Here is an 18,217-nt window from a genome sequence, read left to right as displayed (position 1 = left end):
GACGCGCTTCTCGACGCTCTGTTCGAGCAGTCGGCGGGCGGCGTCGGCGGCGTCGTCAGGGTTCCTCGTGTGGTCGCTCATGCGGAAAGGCTAGCCGCCACCACCGTCATCCGGAAGGCGCGGATTTGACGTCTCGGCTTCGGCTTCTCCGGCCGAGACGGTCGGGTTCCCTTCGGACCCAGTGCTGCACCTGCGCTGCGCTCTGGGTGAGTAGCTTTTCGGAGCAAGCTATAAACTTAAGTGCCGTAACCCGCTTCTCGTCCTTCCGCTGCGCGGCGATCCTCGGCATACTTGCCGTATGGTCCCCGCCAGTTGGCGGGTTCGCTGCGCTGGGCCCCGAAGGGATGGTGACGCTCGTGTCCGAGTCGAGTGAGCACCGTCTGTTCGGTCGCAAGCGACGTGCGAACGCGGGTGGCGAGTCTCGCCGCGAGAAGCGGTACGTCGTCATGGTCACGCCCGAGGAGGATGCGCAGCTTCGGGCTCGGGCAATCGTGCGTGAGGTGACGGTGCCGCGGTTGCTGTTCGAGTCCGCGACGGCCGAGGATGCGGTCATCACTGATGCGGAGTTCAAGTCGGTTGCCGCGGATCTGATGAACATTCGCAGCACGATGGGGTACGTCTCGAACAACCTCAACCAGCTCGCCCGGTTCGCGAACACGGAGAGCCGATTCCCCGACGAGGCGGAAGCGGCGATCGCTGAGTACCGCGCGGTTGTGTCGGAGTATCGGGCGGCGATGAAGAGGCTGGCCGGCGCGTGATCCCGAACGTGACCCGGGGTGGGCGCATGTCCGGACTGATGACCTACTTGCAGGGTGAGGGTCGGGCGAACGAGCACGAGGAGCCGCACTTGGTCGCTGGTAACGGCGCGGTCATGGCGGAGTACGGCTACGGCGAGTTGGACCGCGCAGCAGCCCTCGCGATCGCTGCCGATCTGGACGAGCCGCGCCGCGTCTTCGGAACGTCGGTCACCCGCGTCAAGGAGGTCACGGATCCGGAGACGGGTGTGACGTCGAAGGAGCGTGTCGACGCTGACGTGTGGCACTGCTCGCTCTCGATCAGCGCGGAGGAGGGCCAGCTTTCGGATGAGAAGTGGGCCGAGATCTCCGAGCGGTTCGTGGAGCGGATGGGGTTCGCCGGCGCCGACATTGGCAAGGCCGATTGCCGGTGGGTCGCGGTGCGTCATGGCCTGTCGAAGAACGGCAACGACCACGTGCACATCGCCGTGTCGTTGGTGCGCGAGGACGGCACGAAGGCGTCTGTCCATCACGACTTCTCGAAGGCGCAGACGATCACCCGGGAGCTCGAGCGGGAGTTCGAGTTGCAGCCGCTGCATGAGTCCGAGCGCGCAGGTGCGCAGCGCGGCGAGAAGCCGGCCGAGCGCGAGTCTGCATCGCGCCGCGGCGCGACCGAGGTCGACGCGAAGCGGTTGGAGCGGAGCCTTCGAGCTGCGGCTACCGCGTCGCAGTACGAGGGCGAGTTCGTGCGTCGGATGCGCCGCGAGGGCATCCTGATCCGTCCGCGGTTCGCGGTCGGACGTGACGACGTCGTGGTCGGCTACTCCGTGGCGCTGCGTCCGGAGAAGGGACAGCCCGTCGTCTGGCACGGAGGTGGCAGGATCGCCCGCGACCTGACGCTCCCGGAGCTGCGGAAGGGATGGCCGGACCGTCCTGAGTCCGCGACCGAAGCGGTGCAGGAATGGCGCGCGACGTCGAAGAATCCGTGGCAGTACCGGCCGGTGAGCCCGGGGCGCGAGGAGAGCGAGATGTCTCCGAAGTTCTTCGCCATGTACGCCGAGGACATGCGCCGGCTGCACGACTACATCGCCTCAGTCGACCCGTCCGATAAGGCCACCTGGGCGCACGTCGCCCGCGAGACGTCGGGTGCGTACGCGGCGTGGTCGCGGCGCCTGGAACCGACGCCGGGACCGTTGGCCGAGGCGTCGCGGACGCTGGCCCGGTCCGCGCAGCTGCGAGCGGGCGAGTCGCGGCCGCGACCTGTCGCGATGCCGTCGATGGCGACGACCGCCGCGCTGATCCTGGTGCAGGCCAAGCGAGGCCAGAACGCGGCCGCGGAGGCTCTTCTGTTGAAGCGGCTCGCGCAGACCACCGCATCGATCTTCCGCGCCGCGAAGGCGGTCGGGGACCTGCACCGGTCGCAGGAGCTCGCGCGGATGATGACGCAGCGCCTGACCGTCGTCCGCGACGGCTACACCGCTCAGATCACCGCCAACCAGGTCGCCGCGCTCGCCCCGGAGCAGCAGGCCGCGAAGCAGCGCGCCGACCTCGCCGCGGGTCGCGGCGGGCCGGTACCCACGCGCTTGACTCCCGCGACGGAGCCGGCGGTACAGGTGCCGACCACGAAGACTCCCGGCACGCGTGAGCGCGACGGTTTCGAGAGATAGCGAGAGGGGACAGAGCTATGAGCGATGGGGACAGCGTTGAGGATGAGGTCGGACAGTCGGCGAGGGTCGCGCTGACCGTCGCGCTCCAGCTGGGCGACAAGTTCGCCCGCCTGCGGGAGGACTTGGCGCGTGAAGCGCTGCGCAAGAGCGAGGCCGACGCGCGCGCTCTCGCCGCTCGGTTCTCCGCCGAGCGCGACGTCGCGCGTGCGCAGATCGCCGTTGTGGACCGGCCCGACTGGTGGCAGCGCACCGAGTTGCAGCAGGTCGCTGACGTCCTCTCCACGGCGCAGCAGTGGAAGGACCTCGACCCTGTGGCCGAACGTGCCACACAGACCATCGCGCGTGAAGTCCAGGACCGCTACGGCGTCGACGTCGCCGATATCGCGGACAAGCTGCGCGGCGACCAGCCGGCCGACTTTTCCGCTGAGAAGGCCCTCGCCGTCGTCGCAGCCGCTGAGGCCACCGATCGGGTACCCGAGTCCGGCTCTGCGGACCCGCTGAACGAGGTGAAGGCCCTGGCCGGCCATGACGCGGCGGTGGACGCTGCGATCGCTGAGAAGTTCCCGCAGCTCCTCACCGAGGACCAGCGCGCGGCCGTCGACGGAGGACGGGCGGAGAGCGTCGAGACAACCGTCGAAGCCGCAGCCGTCGCCGGGATGATGGACGCCGACCAGCGCCGCGCCGACGCCACGCGGGACGGGCCGACCACGCCGACCGACCAGGGCGGAGCGGAGAACGGTCAAGAGAACATCGATCAGGCGGCCGCGCTCGAGCTGCACGCGCGCGAGTACGAGGTGCAGGCCGAGGAGGGCGGAACCGCCGAGCAGACGCCCGACCAGCTGCGTGCGCTCGCGGACGACGCGCGCGCTCAGGCGCAGCTCTACCGGGACGGCGCCGGTGCGCAGACCGCCGCCGACAACACCGCAGCCTCCGAGCTCGCCGCCGCCGGTGGAGACCTCAACCAGTCCATCGCGGCCGACGTCGAGGCCGGGCGTCTCGATCAGTTCGCGGCCGACGCGGAAGCCGCTCGGCTCGGCAGGTTCGATAACAACTACCAACTGGCTCTCGACAGCGGCGACGTTGACGAGAACGTCGACTTCCTGCTGAGCGAGGCAGACCGGTTCGATCGCGAGGCGGATGCCGGCGGAACAGCGACGCTGACCCCGGAACAGCTGCGCTCCGACGCTGCGGAGAACCGCGACGAGGCCGCCTACTTCCGCAACGAGCCCTTGCCCTCCCAGAGTGATCGTTCCGCTGACACCGTTCCGGTCGGCGCCGAGGGGCGGGCAGATGCGCTGCGCTCCGAGAGCCAGCTGTCGTACGACAGCGCCGCTCGTCGCACGGCCTCCGCGAACGAGATGAAGGCCCACGGGATCCCGCAGGACGTCATCGACGTGCGCATGCGCGCCGACGTCGCCCAGGGCCGGCCAGCGAGCGAAGCTGTCGCACAGTCCGGACGTGTGAACGTGCCGAAGACCAGCCGTGGTCGTTCAGCTGCGCGATCACCGGAGCGCAGCGAGCAGGCGCGCTAGTTACTGTCGGCGATCCAGTCGACGGCGTCTCGATGACTGAACCGTCGGCCGCAGTGGCGGTGTGAGAGCGTGGCTGGCATGACGGCGATGATTCCGAGTGAGTACCGCGCGACTCTGGACGAGTTGAAGCGGCACGTGCACGCTGCTCGCTTCCAGGCACAGCGGAAGGTGAACACGGAGCTGTTGCGACTGTGGTGGCAGATCGGGTCGACGATTCTCGAGCGTCAGCAGCGGGAGCCGTGGGGGAGCAGCGTCCTCGAGCGACTCGCCGAGGATTTGCGGGCGGAGTTCCCCTCAATGAAGGGGTTCTCCCGTGCGAACCTGTTCTACATGCGTCGCTTCGCGGCGGCATGGCCGGACGAGGACGCCATTGTCCAACGACCCGTTGGACAATTGCCGTGGGGTCACATCACCGAGCTGCTCGACAAGCTCGACGACCAGGAGTTGCGCGAGTGGTACGCAGCGAAGGACGTCGCTCATGGTTGGAGCCGGCCGGTCCTCGGGCACCAGATCAAGACTCGGCTGCACGAGCGAGAAGCTGCAGCGCCGAGCAACTATGCCGGCACTCTCGCGCCGGTCGACTCTGCACTCGCTCAGCAGATCACTCGTGATCCGTACGCGCTGGACTTCCTCGCGATCGACAGCGACGCCACGGAGCGTGAGCTGGAGGAGCGCATGGTCGTCCGTATCGCGGACACCCTCCGCGAGCTCGGGCCAGGGTTCGCGTTCGTCGGCCGACAGGTGCACTTCGAGGTCGACGGCGACGACTTCTTCGTCGACCTCCTGTTCTTCCATGTCGACCAGCTCCGCTACATCGTCGTCGAGCTGAAGACCACGAAGTTCGATCCGCGAGATGCAGGACAGCTCGGCTTCTATGTCGCCCTGGTTGACGACAAGTTGCGCGTCCTCGGCAAGCATGAACCGACAGTCGGGATCCTCGTCGTCACTGACAAGAACGACGCCGTCGTCCGCTACGCCCTGGCCTCCACCACCCAGCCGGTCGCGGTCAGCCGCTACGAGCTCTCCGAGGAAGCCCAAGCAGCGCTGCCCGATGAGGCCTCCATCGTCGACGCCTTCACCAGGGATGTAGCAAGTCCCGACATTGAGTAGCACGCTGAGGAGCGCAGAAGTCGATCCGGGCTTTGGGATCGGGAGCGCTTCAGGCTCTGTTCCCCGCCGAGGGTACTCAATCACGCCAGCAGGTGTGACCAGGGTCGAACTAACCCCGAGGTGCAGCTGCTGATGACCCGACCGGCCCTTTCCCACTATGCGCAATATCCGATAATCGACGTTATGTCAGTTTGTTCGCACACACCCCGCTCGACGGGCTCCGAGGTGTGGTTGCACACGAGCTTCGGAACCCGTCGGAGTCCCGCCGGCTAGGCGCCGGGTGCGAGGCCGAGCTGCGTGAGGATGCCGAGCTCGTCGCTGCTTCCCCAGCGCTCGGCGAGTTTGCCGTCGACGAAGGTGCTGATCTGCATGCCGCGGATCTTCACGGACTTGCCCGTCGGCGCGTGGCCCTGGAACACACCGGTCTGCGTGCCGGTCAGCGTGTAGGCGAACGCGACACTGTCGTCGTCCGCGACGAGCTTCTCGACCTCGAGTGCCATGTCGGGGAACGCGGTTCGCAGGTCGCCGAAGAACGCGGCGTATCCCTCTGGACCGGGTGCCTGGCCGGGCGCCGGGTCGTGATCGACCGAGTCGGGCGCGACGAGTGCGTCGAACGCGGCGAAGTCGCCGGCGTTGACCGCCTCACCGAAGGCCTGCTGGGAGGCGATGTTCTGCTCGCGAGTCATGTGCTGTCACCTGTTCTGCACCGGTCCGGTGCCTCGAGGAGTGGTGCGGGTCGTCAGCGACGGTACGCAAGCCCGTCGAAGGCGGTATAGGGCTTGCGCGCTCCCCCGGGCGCTTCCCACTGCCGCTTCTCATAGGCGAGATTATGTCAGTTTTCGAGCTGGAAAGGCCTCGTTGTCCCGTCGTGGCGGTGCGTCAGCATCGTGGGTCCCGCGGTCGTGGTCGGCTGGGACCTCCTGCGGGCTCATACCGCGCACAACAACGACCTGAGCCTGCACGCCCACGAAGTATCGATCGGGGAAGTACAGCCTGCCCGCTGGATCGGTCATTTTGAAGGAGGCGATGCTGGCGCCTTCGACGTATTGCGCGACGCATGGGACGACGATGACTACTTCTTCGCCTGGGTCGGTGTCCGTTATCGGAACCTGCAGTGGTGTCGTGATCAGTCCAGCTCCGGACGCGATGCCTACCCGGGTCAATCGCCTATCGCGCCATGGCACGCTGCCAACGTTCTGAAGTGTCCACGTCTTGGTGAAGCGCTGGCCGGGAGCCATCAATGTGCCGTCCGCAACGGTCTCCTCGAGGAAGATGCTCTCATCGAGGGCGTTGGCAGCTGGAGACGGCGTGGTGGTTGTTGTCACGCGCAGCAGACGCAGTCGTCTCTTCTCCATGAGCACAGACTCGTACCGGGCGATCAGGAGGCCCTGTGTGTCGAGGATGTCTTCAAGCAGGAGAACCACCAATTCTGAGGGAATGTCACGGCCTTCCTCGGCCGCGCTCACTGTCCGCCGATCTCGCGCGATCCGCCGCGCGAGCTCCGCTGCAGACAGGCCACGTTTCTCCCGCCAAAATCTCAGCTCATCGCCGAACTGCTGCCGTTGAGTGTCATGGCGACCCGGAGGACGGCGTTCTCGTGGCATTTTTTGCCAATCTGCGTTGGGGGGTGTTCGCCCACAACGTACCGGCCCGGGCACCCTCGTCTCACTACCAATTTGGTGGGCATGAGCGAGGGAGAAGGCACCATGAGTGGAACGATTCTGGCGCGGCGGCCAGCTGGACAGAGCGGTTCGCCGGCTACTCGCCGACGCGGGATCATGGGGGCGGTCGCGGCGCTGTTCGCGGTCCTTCTGACCCTGACGTTGGCGACGCCCGCGCAGGCGCTGTCGGGGTCCGGGTACAACAACACGCTGCCGTACCAGCAGGGGTGCGGTCGCGGGGCGTACGCCATCTCGTCCAAGGCGATCCTCGGCGGCACGGTGAGCATGGTCTACTCGCCGACCTGCCAGACGAACTGGCTCGAGTGGTACGGCCCGAACCGCTTCACGAGTAAGAAGATGTACCAGCCGGTTCAGACGGCCGCCGAGAACGACACTGCCGGCTGGTCGTACTCTCGCCAGGTCTACGCCCCGGGCGCGACTGTCGCTCGAGGAGAGATCTACGTGTGGGTCGACAACACCGGACGCAACGGCTCGCAGGCCTGGTCCGTGCGGTGCGGATCGACGTGCGAGTGGGTCCAGTTCAACTGATCAGAGCATGCTGCAAGCAGCCCCCGTCGACGAGCTCGGCGGGGGCCGCTTACGTTTTGAGTCGGATGCCGAGCTGAACGCATCGGCCTTACACAGAGGTCGTGTCTAGCGAGGGGCGGGTTCAACAGCAGCTGCCTCCTGGTGGTGCTGGCTACTCGCCGGGGGTTCGTGCGAGGTAGCGCCCATTCGTCCGAGCCGTCTAGGCGCTGCTTGCAGCACTGACCAGAGACGCGAACGAGCGGCTTGAACTATGGCTGATTATCGGGATCGAACATCCCGTCGGGTGGTGACTCGTAGGGCAACGGCTCCCCCGGGAGATTCTCGTCTGTCGCGCCCGTGAACGGTCCTTCTGTAGACAGCAGGGCGGCCATGTGTGGCTCGGCGTGATTGATCCACCAGGCGCTGATTCCGAGTCCTGCGTCGAGGCGGGATGCTTCCCAGCTGCGCCAGAGCGCTTCGATGCGTTGCACGGCTTCATCGATGGTCCACCAGTCGGCGCGCCAGCGTCCGGTGCCCTGGCCTTTGGCGGAGACGCGGCGGCGGTACGTGTAGCGCCAGTACTTCCGCAGCCACTCGTCCGCGGAGCCGTAGACGAGGGTCGGGGCGGAGTCCTCGTCGAACGAGCGCTGCACGGCCGCTTCGGCGCGGGTCTGCATCAGCTCGACCCGCTCGGGCGTCAGTGCTCGTTCCAAAGCTTCCTTCGTCATCCCGGCGATGATCCCGGTGATGACGTCCGCGACCTCTCTCGCGGCGATCGCGTCGACGTCGAACGCGCCGAGCAGCGACGCAGCCGCGGTGTCGCTGTCCCCGTCGACGGCGGCTGAGAGGCCCGCAGCTTCCTGCACGTCTCCGCCCGCGAGCGGATCGTCGTCAGTCACGCTGCGCCTCCGTCCGCGTCGCGTCCTCGTTCTCCATCAGAGCCCGCATCGAGGCGGCGAGGTCGATCGCCGGAGCCGGCTCGACGCTCGCCACGACCGGCTCGGCGCTGGTCACGACCGGCTGCGCGGCCGTCGCTACGACAGGAGCCGGCTCGGCGTCGTGTACCGGCGCGGTCGCGGGGTCGTGGGCGGCGATGGAGGCTTTGATCGCTGCGACCTTCTCCTTCGTGCCCTCGTACCAGGGAACGGTGCGCAGCAGCGCGGCCCTGGAGCCGGTGGAGAGCATCACGGCGCGGCCGCGGGGCATCGCTCCGAGCTCGTCCACGGTCAGGATCCGTTCGCGCTTCAAGGCGGTCGAGGTCGAGCGGACGCCCTTGTTGTAGCTGGCGGAGGTCGTTTCGCGGTCGTAGTCACCGACGAGCTCGGAGACGTTCTGAAGGAAGTCGTTCTCCTTGACGCTGCCGAGGTAGAGGAACGCGTTTGACGCGCTCCACAGCTTCAACATGCCCTCCTTGCCGAACACGGCGACGCCCTGCGACCAGGACTGGAACACCGACATGATCGGGATCCCGCGGGAGCCGAAGTGCGAGTACAGGTCCGGGAGGTCCCGCCACCTGCACACGTTCGCGGCCTCATCGAGGATCCCGACGAGCGGCGTGCGGAGCCGTCCGCCGGGCGAGGTGTCGGCGAGGTCGGTCGCCGCCTCGAGAGTGGCGGCGGTGAGCGCGGTGACGAGGGGCCCGGCGGTGCCGGCGCCCTCCTTCGACAGGGAGTAGAGCGTGCCGGAGCCGCGAACGAACTCTGCCGCGTCGAACTGCGCCCGCGGGTCGGCGGTGCCGCGGGGGTTCACCCAGTCCGCGACCTGCGTGTTCTTCAAGCACGCCGCCATCTCCTGCGCGGTCGAGTAGACCGACCCGCGCAGCTTCTCGGTGGACTGGATGATCCCGAGCACCGCGTCGCCGGTCATCGGGTATCCGCCGGAGCGCAGCAGTCGTACGGGCTCCTCGTTGGTGACGTCGGTGAGCCACGCGAACACCTGGCTGATCGACTTCTGCCCGACCGCTGCGGCGAGCAGCATGCCGGCGAGGAGGTTCTGTCCGGCGCCGTCGAAGAAGGCGTCCGTTTTCGCGTCCGTCGCTCGGGATCCGGAGGCGAAGTACTGCGCGAGTTTCGCGGCGCGTACATCGTCGGTGACGTAGGACAGCGGGTTCCACCACCAGATCGGGTCCTCGCGGGCGACGCGCTGCGGGTCGAACACCCACACGGGTCCGTCCTTCTCGCGGACGTCACGGGTCGCGTCGAGCACGTCGCGCTTGTTCGAGGTCGTGACGACTGCGCCCGGGGCGGCGATGATCGCCGGGATGACCAGCGACGTCGACTTCCCGACGCGGGGGCCGGCGACGACGGTGATCATGTCCTCGAACGAGGCGTAAAGCATCTTCCCCGTCGACACGAGCCGCCCCACTGGCACGCCGGGCGAGCCGTCAACACCCAGGCGCTTGGACTTCTTCATCGCCTCCTTGCTCAGCATCGGCGCCAAGTCTCGTTCGGTCGCCATGTAGCGGGCAGCCCGGTCGACGTTCGCGCGACCCTTGCGGCCGAGTGCCCTCATCCAGAAAAACCACAGAGCGACGAGGACGATGACGCCGCCGCCGGCCGCGGCGATCATCGTCGCGGACGAGGACCAGGTGACCGTGCCGCGGGCAAGCCCCGATAGGATCTCGAACGGGTCCGAGGGCAAGCCCTCGTTCACTCCGTCGAGCTTGGAACCGACCGCGACGGCCACCCAGACGATGCCGATCGCAGCAATCGCCACGAGGGCTGCGCCGAGCATCAGGGCGTCGTTATTGGCCTTGCCAGGCTCGCGGCGGCGGTTGTTGGCGGTGGCGCTCATGCGGACTCCTCCGTGTAGATCGGGACGGCCCACCGCGGGGTGCAGTCGTCGGCGGGTGCTTGGTGCGAGGTCCCCCAGGAGAGGACCGCGAGGCCCCGCTCCGCGAAGGAGACGGGGAGGTCGGTCGCGTGGAAGCCGTGCTCCCCCGGGGCGGACCGCTGGCAGGTCCAGCGGTAGCCCTCGAAGGCGAGCGTCGACGGGCAGCTCACGCGATCACCCGGTCCCACTGGTCCCAGGCGACGAAGCTCGCCATGAGCCCGACGCCGGTCCAGCAGAGGGTGAGCAGGAACCGATCGCGGTCCGCCGTCCGCTGACGGGCTCGGAGCGCGCTGATGATCGCGGCCCCGCCGGCGCCGGCCGCGACGCAGCTCGCGCCGAGAGCGACGAGGACGCTCACGGCAGGATCTCGACGTTCACGGGATCGGTGGGCAGTGGCTCCGCTGCGCGGCCGGCGCGGGAGGTCGCGTGCCAGAGCTTGTTGGTGTCGTTGACCTCCTTCTCTGCTGCGGTCAGCTCGACGCGCACCGGGATACCGGGACGTCCGCCGACCTTGATCAGGAAGCGGCCGCGGCCGGGAGGCTCGGACTCGTGCCCGGACACGGGGTCCCAGGCGGGCGGGTCCTGCCAGGAGGTGAGCATCCCCTGTTCCGCGATCGACATCGGCACCGCCGAGGTCAGCAGCGGCATCTCAGCACCGGGGAGGCCGCCGCAGATGACCATGCCGGAGCGTTCCACGAAGCCCTTCGCCTTCATCTGATCCTCCGAGGAGGCCAGTGCGAGGAGGTCGGACATGGTGTGGCTGATCATCGCCAGGCCCACGCCGCGGGCGCGGTTCAGGCGGGTGAGCGCGTCGACGCGATCGACCATGCCCTTACCCGCGCGCAGCGCCCGCCACAGCTCGTCCAGGATCACGAAGTAGTGCCGCTGCGGTTCGAGCTCCGCGTCCGCGAGGGCGGCCGCGACGTTGACGGTCCCGAAGCCGGCGGACCAGCAGGCGAGGAGGATTGCGGCCTGGAGGTCGCCTTCGGAGTCGTCGATCGAGGACACGTCGTAGACGACGGGCCAGTCCCGGCGCATCGGCGTGGTCGTCTGCTTCGAGAACACCTCGCCCAGGCGTCCACCGGTGGTGAGGCCGATGAGGGAGGCTTCGAGGTTCTCGGTGACGTCCTTGTACTTCTTGATGTTGCCGCGGTCCAACGCGACCTGACGAACCTCGTCCGGCGCCTCCTGGATCACGCGCAGCAGGTCCGCGAGGACCGGCACGCCCTGGTGGTGCTCGTCCAGGTACTTCAGCGCCCGGTCGATGATCGTCTCTTCCCGGTCGCTCGGCGGCTGGGAGCGGAGGATCGTCAGCAGCGCGGCGACCATCGTGTGCCGGCGGCCGTGGGCGTCCGCGAGGACCTGGTGCGCGAGTCGCTGCACCTTCGCGGCGTGCTTGCGGAGCCGACCGACCTCCGCGATCGTCGCCGCAGTGTCGTCGGAGACGCCGAGCGCGTCAACCTGGTGCGCGAGCGCGTCGGCCCGCTCGAGCGAGCGGTCGGCCTCATCGCGCAGGCGCTGCGCCGCCTCCGACGCTTCGCCGGGATCGAGGATGTTCAGGTAACCGCGGCCGCGGCCGAGAGGGATCACTTGCCCGTCGAGGGCTTCGATCAGATCCACGTAGTCCGGCTTCAAGTCGCCCAGCACGAGCGGGATCGTGCCGTACCCGGCGAGGCCGGCGGCCATGCGGCGGGTCAGCGAGGACTTCCCCAGGCCGGGCTTGCCGAGCACGAACATCGAGGGGTTGCTGATGAGATTCGCGCGCTGGAACCAGCTGATCGGGTCGCAGCAGACGGAGGCGCCGGTAGAGAGGTTCTTCCCTAGCGGCACCCCGATCATCGGCGTACCCGTCCCGACCGAGAACGGGTACAGCCCGCACACCTGCACGGTCGTCCCGCGGAACTCATCAGCGGCCGTGACGTTGACGGCTTCACCACCGCCGCGCCCGAGCCATCCGCGGATGCTCGGGCGCAGAGGACGGCGCAGCGCCGTCCCCTGGCTCTTCTTCTTCCCGCCGTGCGGGATCTCGATCTTCTTCCCCTCTCGGCGTCGGGTGCGCGGGGTGGTGCGCTCTCTGGTGAGCGTCGGGCGCTGAGCGACCGCTGCTACCGGGGCCGGAGCTTCGCCCTGCCCGCGCGCAGCCCGCCGCGAGGGTGCCGTCGTGTCGGTGCCGGGCTCTGCCGAGGACGACACGGCACCGGTGGGCAGGCCGTCGTCGGTCAGCTCCTCCCCCGTCGTATCGCCGTGGGCGGCGGTGACCGCTCCGTCGGGCAGGACGTCCTCGCCGGGTTCGAGCTCGTTGTCGCTGTTCGAGGAGAACAGGCGGGTGATCAGGCTCACAGGGACTCCCTCACTTCAGTGGGCAGGCGCAGGTGACGCGGGAGCACGAGCCCCAGCGGCAGACCAGCAGCGAAAACGGTCTCCTGCGACCCGAACGCCGGCCGCACCCGAAGACGCGCCGCAGCGGTCAGCGAGTCGATCGCCGCGCGCGCGTCCGCCTCGTGCACAGCGTCGGTGGTCGTCGCGGTGACGATCAGGCCGAAGTTGAGCAGGCCAGCCCCGGAGGCCTCCTCCGCCGCGGTCGCCTGGGCGGAGCGGGTGGAGAGGGTCGAGCGGGCGGTGGGCTTGGTCGACGCGGAGTTGTTGAACTGCGCCGCGTTCAGGTCCGCCTCCACGATCGCCGCGGCGCGGGCGGGGTCGATGGGGCGGTAGAGCAGGGTGACGCGCTTGCGGGCGACGTCGCGGTGCGGAGCCAGCAGGCGCGCGAGGATCCCCGACTGCACGACTCCGCGCGGCGGGGAGGTCATCGTCCACGACGTCGACACGGCACCGTCGTGCCGGTACGACTCCCACCGGGACTCAGCGGCCGCGGGGCCGACGTCCGTCCAGGACAGCTCGGGCACGTCACCCGAGGCGCGGGCCTCATCGATCAGGACGGCGGCGGCGGGGTCGTAGGCGATCCGGATCACCTCGCACAGCTCCTGAGCACCGAGCGGCCGTGCAGCGCCGGCCCCTGTCGCGGCAAGGCTCGTCGTCAGGCCGGGCAGGCGGGCGGCGAGGTCGGCGGCGACCTCCTTCGCGTTGCGGCGCTTCCCGCCGATGCGAGACAAGGAGGAGAAGGTGATCGCGACGTAGGCGCGGATCGTGGCCGACCCGACCGGGTAGCTGCTCACGACCTCCGAGAGCATCGCTCGAGCGAACTCCGGCGCATCCGGGTCCATCGACCCCTCGACCTCCGAGCGCAGGCGCGTACCGGTGTCGGGGGCCGTCTCGACGGTGACGGAGGCTGCCTCGATGCCAGGCTCGTCTCCGAGGTTGGAAAGCCAGATCCCGTACTCCGCGACCTGGTTGTTGACCTGCTCCTGATCCACCAGCGCGGCGCCGTCGGGCTCCGTGGCGATCACGACGGTGTAGTGCTTGGTCGAGGGGACGTGCACGAGAGCGAACCGGCGCCCATGCGAGTCCTCGTGCTCTGAAAGCTGCGACGCCGCGGCCAGTCCGGGGAGCTGGAACGTGCCCCACTTCGCTCGACCCGCGGGACCGGAACGGTAGACGTTCGCTCCCTTGGCCTTCGTCCGCATCCAGTTCACGCGATTCACCGTCCTTCCGAGGGCGCTCTGCCCGTGCTTGTCCTTCACTGAAACCGTCAGCAAGATCCCGCCGAAGATCGCGGCGACGATCAGCGCGGCCCCGAGGCCGGAGAACATCGACGCGATGATCGAGGAGAGGATGCCGACGAACAGCACGCCCGTGGCGAGCTGTCCGAGGCCGCCGAGTCCCGCAGTCTGCGGGCGACGCCAATTGCCGTACGTGCGCGGCGCCTCAGCGCTGCGCGTGGGAGTCGTGGTGCTCATCACTTCCCGCTTCCGTTGCCGCCAGTGGCGTCGTCCGTGGCGGCCTTGACCGCCCCTGCTGCGTGCTTCGCGCCTTCGGCGGCCTTCCCTGCCACCGCAAGGCCGACACCGATCGGGCCTCCTGCCGCGGCTGCGGCACCACCGCCTGCCGCCGCACCGCCCGCTGCCGCACCACCGCCGGCCGCAGCTCCGCCAGCTGCGCCACCGCCTGCTGCTGCGCCGCCGCCTGCACCGGAGGCGGCCGGAGTCGCAGCGGGTGACCCCTTGCTGCCTGCGGAGGCGCTACTGCCGGACGGTGCGGAGCCGAAGCCACCGCCGCCGGGCGTTCCTCCGCCCCCGCCGCTGTCGCCTCCGCTGCGCGAGCGGATCGCTCCGCTGGCAATCTCCGCCGCTCCACCAGCCGCGGCCGCACCGAGCAGGAGGCCGCCCCCGCCCCCGCCCCCGCCCACCGAGGCGACAGCGGGGACGAGGAAGCGCATCAGCGCGGGCAGGGCCACGAGCGCGATGAGCATCAGCGCGAGGCCCGTGACGATCTGGAACAGCCCGGTGCCGTCCGACTTGAACAGATCAGTGCCGGTCATTCGGAACGCGATCGCGTAGACGATTGCCGCGGCTGGCTTGTAGAGGATGAAGGCGAGGGTCCAGGCCATCGTCTTCTTGAACCACTGCTGCCCGATTTCCGTATTGGTCGCGGCCGCGGCGATCGGGAAGATGCCGGCGAGGACGACGAGCATCGCGCCGCGGAACACCATGAGCGCGATCTGAACGTAGGTCATGAGCACGGCGAGGATGCCGAGGAGGAACAAGCCGATGAGGCCGATACCCGACGTTGCGGTCAGCGAAATCATCGCGAAGATGTTCGTGCCGAAGCAGTTGCTCTCACCGTTGGTGACGTCGCAGTCGGTGGAGTTGTTGAGGATCCAGATCGAGAAGGCATCGCCTGCCTGCGTGGCGAGACGGATCACGACGAGTCCCGCGCCGGCGACGGCGATCAGCGTCAGTACCGACCGGGCGAGGGTGCGCAACTCGCCCGCGCGCTGCGTCCACACCATGCGGCCGGCGGCGACGAGGATCGACAGGATCGCGAGTCCTCCGGCGTACCACTCGAGCTGCCCTTGCACCCAGCCGACGACGCTCGAAGATTCGTTGAGGTGCAGCGCCAGGGGTAGGAACCCCGTGACGAGCGCTGAGGCGGAGGAGAGCAGGAAGACGGCGAAGATGATGACGCCGATGCGTCCCATGTGCGCCTCGCCGTCGCCGTGGCGGCGACGGGTGCTCATCATGACGCCGGCGATGATGAGCGACATGACCGCGAGGCCCGCCGCGACCCACGTCACATAGCCGAGGATCGTCTCGAACGCCTCAGGCAGGGGCGGTGTGCCGCCGCCGTTAACGCCGCCTCCCCGGTCGACGACAGTCACCGGGGAGGGAACGTTCACCCAGAGGGTGCCGAGCGAGACAACCGCTTTGCCGAAGCCCTCCAGGATGTTGTTGACGAACTGCTGCAGAGCGTCGTTCGACGCCTGCGATACGACGTTGCCGATGCCTTCTCCGGTCCAGCAGAGAACGTCGACGACGGAGCACGGCTCTTTGTCGGGGACTGGGGTCATGTGGTGCCGCTCCAAGGGAGGTAGCCGCCGAGGCTCTGCAGAGCGACCGGGCGGAAGGTGGGGAGTCCGTCGTCGGTGAGCACGAACTTCCAGTCGCCCTCGGACCAGCTGAGGGCGTAGGGGAAGCTGATGAGACGTCCGTCGGAGATCTGGAAGGCGATGTCGATGGTGGCGTTCTGGCCGTCGTAGGCGAGGACTTTCACGCCGGCGATCTGGGAGCTCAGGCCGGTGTTGCTCTGAGTGGTCTCGCGGGCCAGCGCGGCGTCTCGACCGGGGCCGGGGACGGTGAGGCGTTCGGTGACGAGATCGCTCAGACGGCCGTCCGTCCCCATCGCCCAGAGATTCGCCACGGCGAAGGCTGCGCCCTCCACGGTGTGCGCGTAGCAGCTGCGGACTCCGTCGGCGTCGACGACGCCAGGCCCTGCATCCTCTGAGGAGGGCGCTGCCATGGTCCCGACGATGGTCCACTCCGCGTCGGGTGCGGCAGCGAGGCTGCCGCTCTCGTCGAGTCCAGGGAGGCCGCAGATGCTCGCAGCATCGGCGTCGAGCTCTGAGGCCTCGGAGGTGGGCGTTGCAGTGGTGGCGGGCGTGGCGGTGCGCTGCCCGCCACCACTGTCCAGGGACGTGACGGCGAGCAGGATCGCGGCCAGAACGAGGATTCCGAAGACGATCGCTCCGAAGATGAATCCTCGACTGGTGAACGGGTTGCGCTTCTCCGTGTCGCTCATGACGTCGTGCCTTTCGTTGGTGGTGCGGTCGGTTTCCTCCGGACGCTACGCGCCCATCAGGAAGCCGACGATCGTGAACGCGGCGGACACGATGATCACGCCGACGAGCAGGCGTCCGAGCCAGCCGCCGATCTCGCCGCCTTCGCCGCGGCGGGCGGAGACGGTCATGGTGACGCCGAGGATGATCAGGCCGACGACGGCGACGCCGAGGCCGACCCACTTGGCCCAGCCCATGACCGTGGTGAAGGCCTCGAACCCGGGGGGCATGCCCCCGGGGCCCGGATCCGGCACGACCGCGCCGAGCGCGCCCGCGGTGGTGAGGATGTCGGTCGTTGCTGCGAGCAGTGCAGACATGGTGTGCTCCGTTTCGTGGTGGGTGGTGCGGGGTGATCGGCGCCGCGGGTGCGACGTCGAAAGGGTCCGGTTATCCGGTGGTGAGGGGGCCGTCGGCGTAGGCGACGTCGAAGTGCAGGTGGTTCGGGGTGTCACCGAACTGGGTGATGTGCTGATACGTGGTCGAGCGGCACTGGATCTGGCCAGCGCGGGAGCCCTGGGGCACCTGTGGGTCCAGGACCGTCAGCAGTTGCAGCGCGTTCGCGTCGCAGCCGGTAGTGGCCGTGTCGTCGAAGGAGAAGAAGTCGACCGCGTTCCCGCCACCGTTCATCCAGTGCGAGGAGCCGGTGCCTGCGCCCAGGAGCGAGCCGGTGCACTGTCGGTTGAGGTCGGAGACGCCGACCTTCCCGAACGTGTTCAGCGCGATGGTGATGATCTGGAGGATGCGGACGTCGATGCCGCAGTTCTCCTTGGCGGTCCCGGCGGCCATGTCGCGGATCTGCTGCGCGTAGCGGTCCTCGAGCAGACGCAGGCGCCCCTCGTCCATCGCCGTCACGAGTGCGGCTGCGAGGGCCTGCGCGTCACCGGACACGGCGACGCATCCACGGATCGGCGCAGCCGTCGCAGGTGCGGTGCTGGCCGGCGTCGACGGAAGTTCGACCGGTACAACGTTCGTCGCGGGTGCGGTCGCGCTGCTGCCGAGGCCGTTGAGGTAGGTCATGATCGCCACGGCGTCGGCGCGGTACTTCGTGTAATGGTTCGGGTCGGCGTTGCGCTGGACCATGTTGATCGCGATGGAGGGCTCCATCGACTGCCAGCCCTCAACCGCCACGAGGCGGTCGTAGAAGAAGCCCGCCGAGATTGTCGGGTCCATGCGCTGCTCGACGGTGCCCCAGCTCGACTGCTGCTGGAACAGTCCGGTCGAGTCGGCAACTGACCCGTCCGGGTTGATCGCACCGTCCCCGTAGGCGATGTTCACCAGGGAGGACTCCCCGATCGCCGTCTGCACGCCCAGCGTCTGCCCGTCCGCGCCGAGCCCCTTCGCCGCTCCCGCGTTCACGATCAGTGCTGCATTCACGAGCTGGTCGTGCCCATAGGCGCCGACCTTCGCGTCCGCAGAGATCGCGGAGACGTTGACGGGTCCCCCGCCTGGCAGGCATGCCGCGGCAGCGGAACCGCCGAAGAACAGCACCCACAACAGCATCGCGACCGCCACGACGGGCACCATGACCGCCGCCAGCACCCCCAGTCCGCCCTTCTCCACTCGGCTACTCCGAGGCCAGAGGAGTGATCTGCTCAACGGACCAGGGAGTGCTCTCCGTGGTGCGGTGGACGTACACGGAGTACTCCCCCGCGTCAGTGGGGACGAGGATGCGCATCGTGAACGCGCCGTCACCGTCGCGGACGGTCGCAGCGCCCGTGAGACTCGTGCAGGGCACGTTCGCCGGGTCGACCGTCTCGTAGGCCACTGCTGCTCGCTGGCTCAAAAACGGGTAGAGCTCGCTGATCCAGGTGTCGTAACCGAGCGTTGGACGGCAGAACGCCATCACCGCTTCCGTCGCAATCGCGACGGCTGTGCTCATGAGAGACGGTTCTGGGGACGGCTCCGTGTCGACCGGTTGTACGCC

18 protein-coding genes are annotated in these 18,217 nt (G+C 68.5%); 5 read left to right on the top strand and 13 right to left on the bottom strand.

Features of this window, described 5'->3' with window-relative positions; genetic code table 11:
- Positions 1-344 precede the first annotated feature (344 nt).
- The 4 genes from mobC (at position 345) to C5C36_RS13890 (ending at position 5,043) form a co-directional block, all read left to right on the top strand.
- Entirely contained in the window at positions 345-758 is a 414-nt protein-coding gene (gene mobC, locus C5C36_RS13905; protein ID WP_104248182.1) for a plasmid mobilization relaxosome protein MobC, read from the top strand.
- Positions 759-847: 89 nt separating this feature from the next.
- On the top strand, positions 848-2,401 hold the full coding sequence (locus C5C36_RS13900) for a relaxase/mobilization nuclease domain-containing protein (RefSeq protein ID WP_146085335.1): 1,554 nt from the start codon (positions 848-850) through the stop codon (positions 2,399-2,401).
- 17 nt (positions 2,402-2,418) lie between these two features.
- Positions 2,419-3,933 carry a hypothetical protein gene (locus C5C36_RS13895; protein ID WP_104248184.1) on the top strand — a complete coding sequence of 505 codons (1,515 nt, stop codon included), beginning with the start codon at positions 2,419-2,421 and terminating at the stop codon, positions 3,931-3,933.
- A gap of 78 nt (positions 3,934-4,011) precedes the next feature.
- Positions 4,012-5,043, top strand: a complete 1,032-nt coding sequence (locus C5C36_RS13890; protein WP_104248190.1) for a YhcG family protein — start codon at positions 4,012-4,014, stop codon at positions 5,041-5,043.
- A 269-nt stretch (positions 5,044-5,312) separates the two neighbouring features.
- Here C5C36_RS13890 and C5C36_RS13885 read toward each other — a convergent pair whose 3' ends face one another.
- Together C5C36_RS13885 and C5C36_RS13880 are read right to left on the bottom strand one after the other, a co-directional pair.
- Complete coding sequence (locus C5C36_RS13885) at positions 5,313-5,729, bottom strand: ester cyclase (RefSeq protein WP_056045707.1); 417 nt, start codon at positions 5,727-5,729, stop codon at positions 5,313-5,315.
- A 141-nt stretch (positions 5,730-5,870) separates the two neighbouring features.
- Positions 5,871-6,647, bottom strand: coding sequence for an NBR1-Ig-like domain-containing protein (locus C5C36_RS13880; RefSeq protein ID WP_104248185.1), 777 nt, complete (start codon positions 6,645-6,647; stop codon positions 5,871-5,873).
- A gap of 174 nt (positions 6,648-6,821) precedes the next feature.
- Here C5C36_RS13880 and C5C36_RS13875 point away from each other — a divergent pair, with 174 nt between their 5' ends.
- On the top strand, positions 6,822-7,253 hold the full coding sequence (locus tag C5C36_RS13875) for a DUF2690 domain-containing protein (protein WP_104248186.1): 432 nt from the start codon (positions 6,822-6,824) through the stop codon (positions 7,251-7,253).
- A gap of 248 nt (positions 7,254-7,501) precedes the next feature.
- Here C5C36_RS13875 and C5C36_RS13870 read toward each other — a convergent pair whose 3' ends face one another.
- From C5C36_RS13870 to C5C36_RS13820, 11 genes are all read right to left on the bottom strand, one after another.
- Entirely contained in the window at positions 7,502-8,131 is a 630-nt protein-coding gene (locus tag C5C36_RS13870; RefSeq protein WP_104248187.1) for a DUF4913 domain-containing protein, read from the bottom strand.
- The gene (locus C5C36_RS13865; protein ID WP_104248188.1) at positions 8,124-10,025 is read right to left on the bottom strand and encodes a type IV secretory system conjugative DNA transfer family protein; all 1,902 of its coding nucleotides are present in this window, start codon (positions 10,023-10,025) and stop codon (positions 8,124-8,126) included. Before C5C36_RS13865 ends, C5C36_RS13870 begins: the two co-directional genes overlap by 8 nt.
- Positions 10,022-10,234 (bottom strand): hypothetical protein, encoded by a 213-nt coding sequence (locus C5C36_RS13860; RefSeq protein WP_104248356.1) that lies wholly within the window; start codon positions 10,232-10,234, stop codon positions 10,022-10,024. The genes C5C36_RS13865 and C5C36_RS13860 overlap by 4 nt, the downstream gene beginning before the upstream one ends.
- On the bottom strand, positions 10,231-10,422 hold the full coding sequence (locus C5C36_RS13855; RefSeq protein WP_104248357.1) for a hypothetical protein: 192 nt from the start codon (positions 10,420-10,422) through the stop codon (positions 10,231-10,233). Before C5C36_RS13855 ends, C5C36_RS13860 begins: the two co-directional genes overlap by 4 nt.
- A complete protein-coding gene (locus C5C36_RS18135) occupies positions 10,419-12,026 on the bottom strand; it encodes an ATP/GTP-binding protein (RefSeq protein ID WP_308470904.1) in 1,608 nt (535 codons plus the stop codon). Before C5C36_RS18135 ends, C5C36_RS13855 begins: the two co-directional genes overlap by 4 nt.
- Positions 12,027-12,400: 374 nt before the next feature.
- On the bottom strand, positions 12,401-13,918 hold the full coding sequence (locus C5C36_RS13845; protein ID WP_181027286.1) for an SCO6880 family protein: 1,518 nt from the start codon (positions 13,916-13,918) through the stop codon (positions 12,401-12,403).
- Complete coding sequence (locus C5C36_RS18205) at positions 13,918-15,528, bottom strand: hypothetical protein (RefSeq protein WP_104309894.1); 1,611 nt, start codon at positions 15,526-15,528, stop codon at positions 13,918-13,920. The genes C5C36_RS13845 and C5C36_RS18205 overlap by 1 nt, the downstream gene beginning before the upstream one ends.
- Complete coding sequence (locus tag C5C36_RS13835; RefSeq protein ID WP_104248366.1) at positions 15,525-16,256, bottom strand: hypothetical protein; 732 nt, start codon at positions 16,254-16,256, stop codon at positions 15,525-15,527. The genes C5C36_RS18205 and C5C36_RS13835 overlap by 4 nt, the downstream gene beginning before the upstream one ends.
- Positions 16,257-16,301: 45 nt before the next feature.
- Positions 16,302-16,610: a hypothetical protein gene (locus C5C36_RS13830; protein ID WP_104261433.1), complete on the bottom strand. Its 309-nt coding sequence runs from the start codon at positions 16,608-16,610 to the stop codon at positions 16,302-16,304.
- A gap of 70 nt (positions 16,611-16,680) precedes the next feature.
- The gene (locus tag C5C36_RS13825; protein WP_104261434.1) at positions 16,681-17,853 is read right to left on the bottom strand and encodes a hypothetical protein; all 1,173 of its coding nucleotides are present in this window, start codon (positions 17,851-17,853) and stop codon (positions 16,681-16,683) included.
- 4 nt (positions 17,854-17,857) lie between these two features.
- A complete protein-coding gene (locus C5C36_RS13820; protein ID WP_104247901.1) occupies positions 17,858-18,172 on the bottom strand; it encodes a hypothetical protein in 315 nt (104 codons plus the stop codon).
- Between the last annotated feature and the right edge of the window lie 45 nt (positions 18,173-18,217).

It is taken from the genome of Rathayibacter sp. AY1G1 (assembly GCF_002932095.1).
GTDB lineage: Bacteria > Actinomycetota > Actinomycetes > Actinomycetales > Microbacteriaceae > Rathayibacter.
Note: the sequence above shows the minus strand (reverse complement) of the source record. Positions and strands in the feature narration are given on the sequence as shown.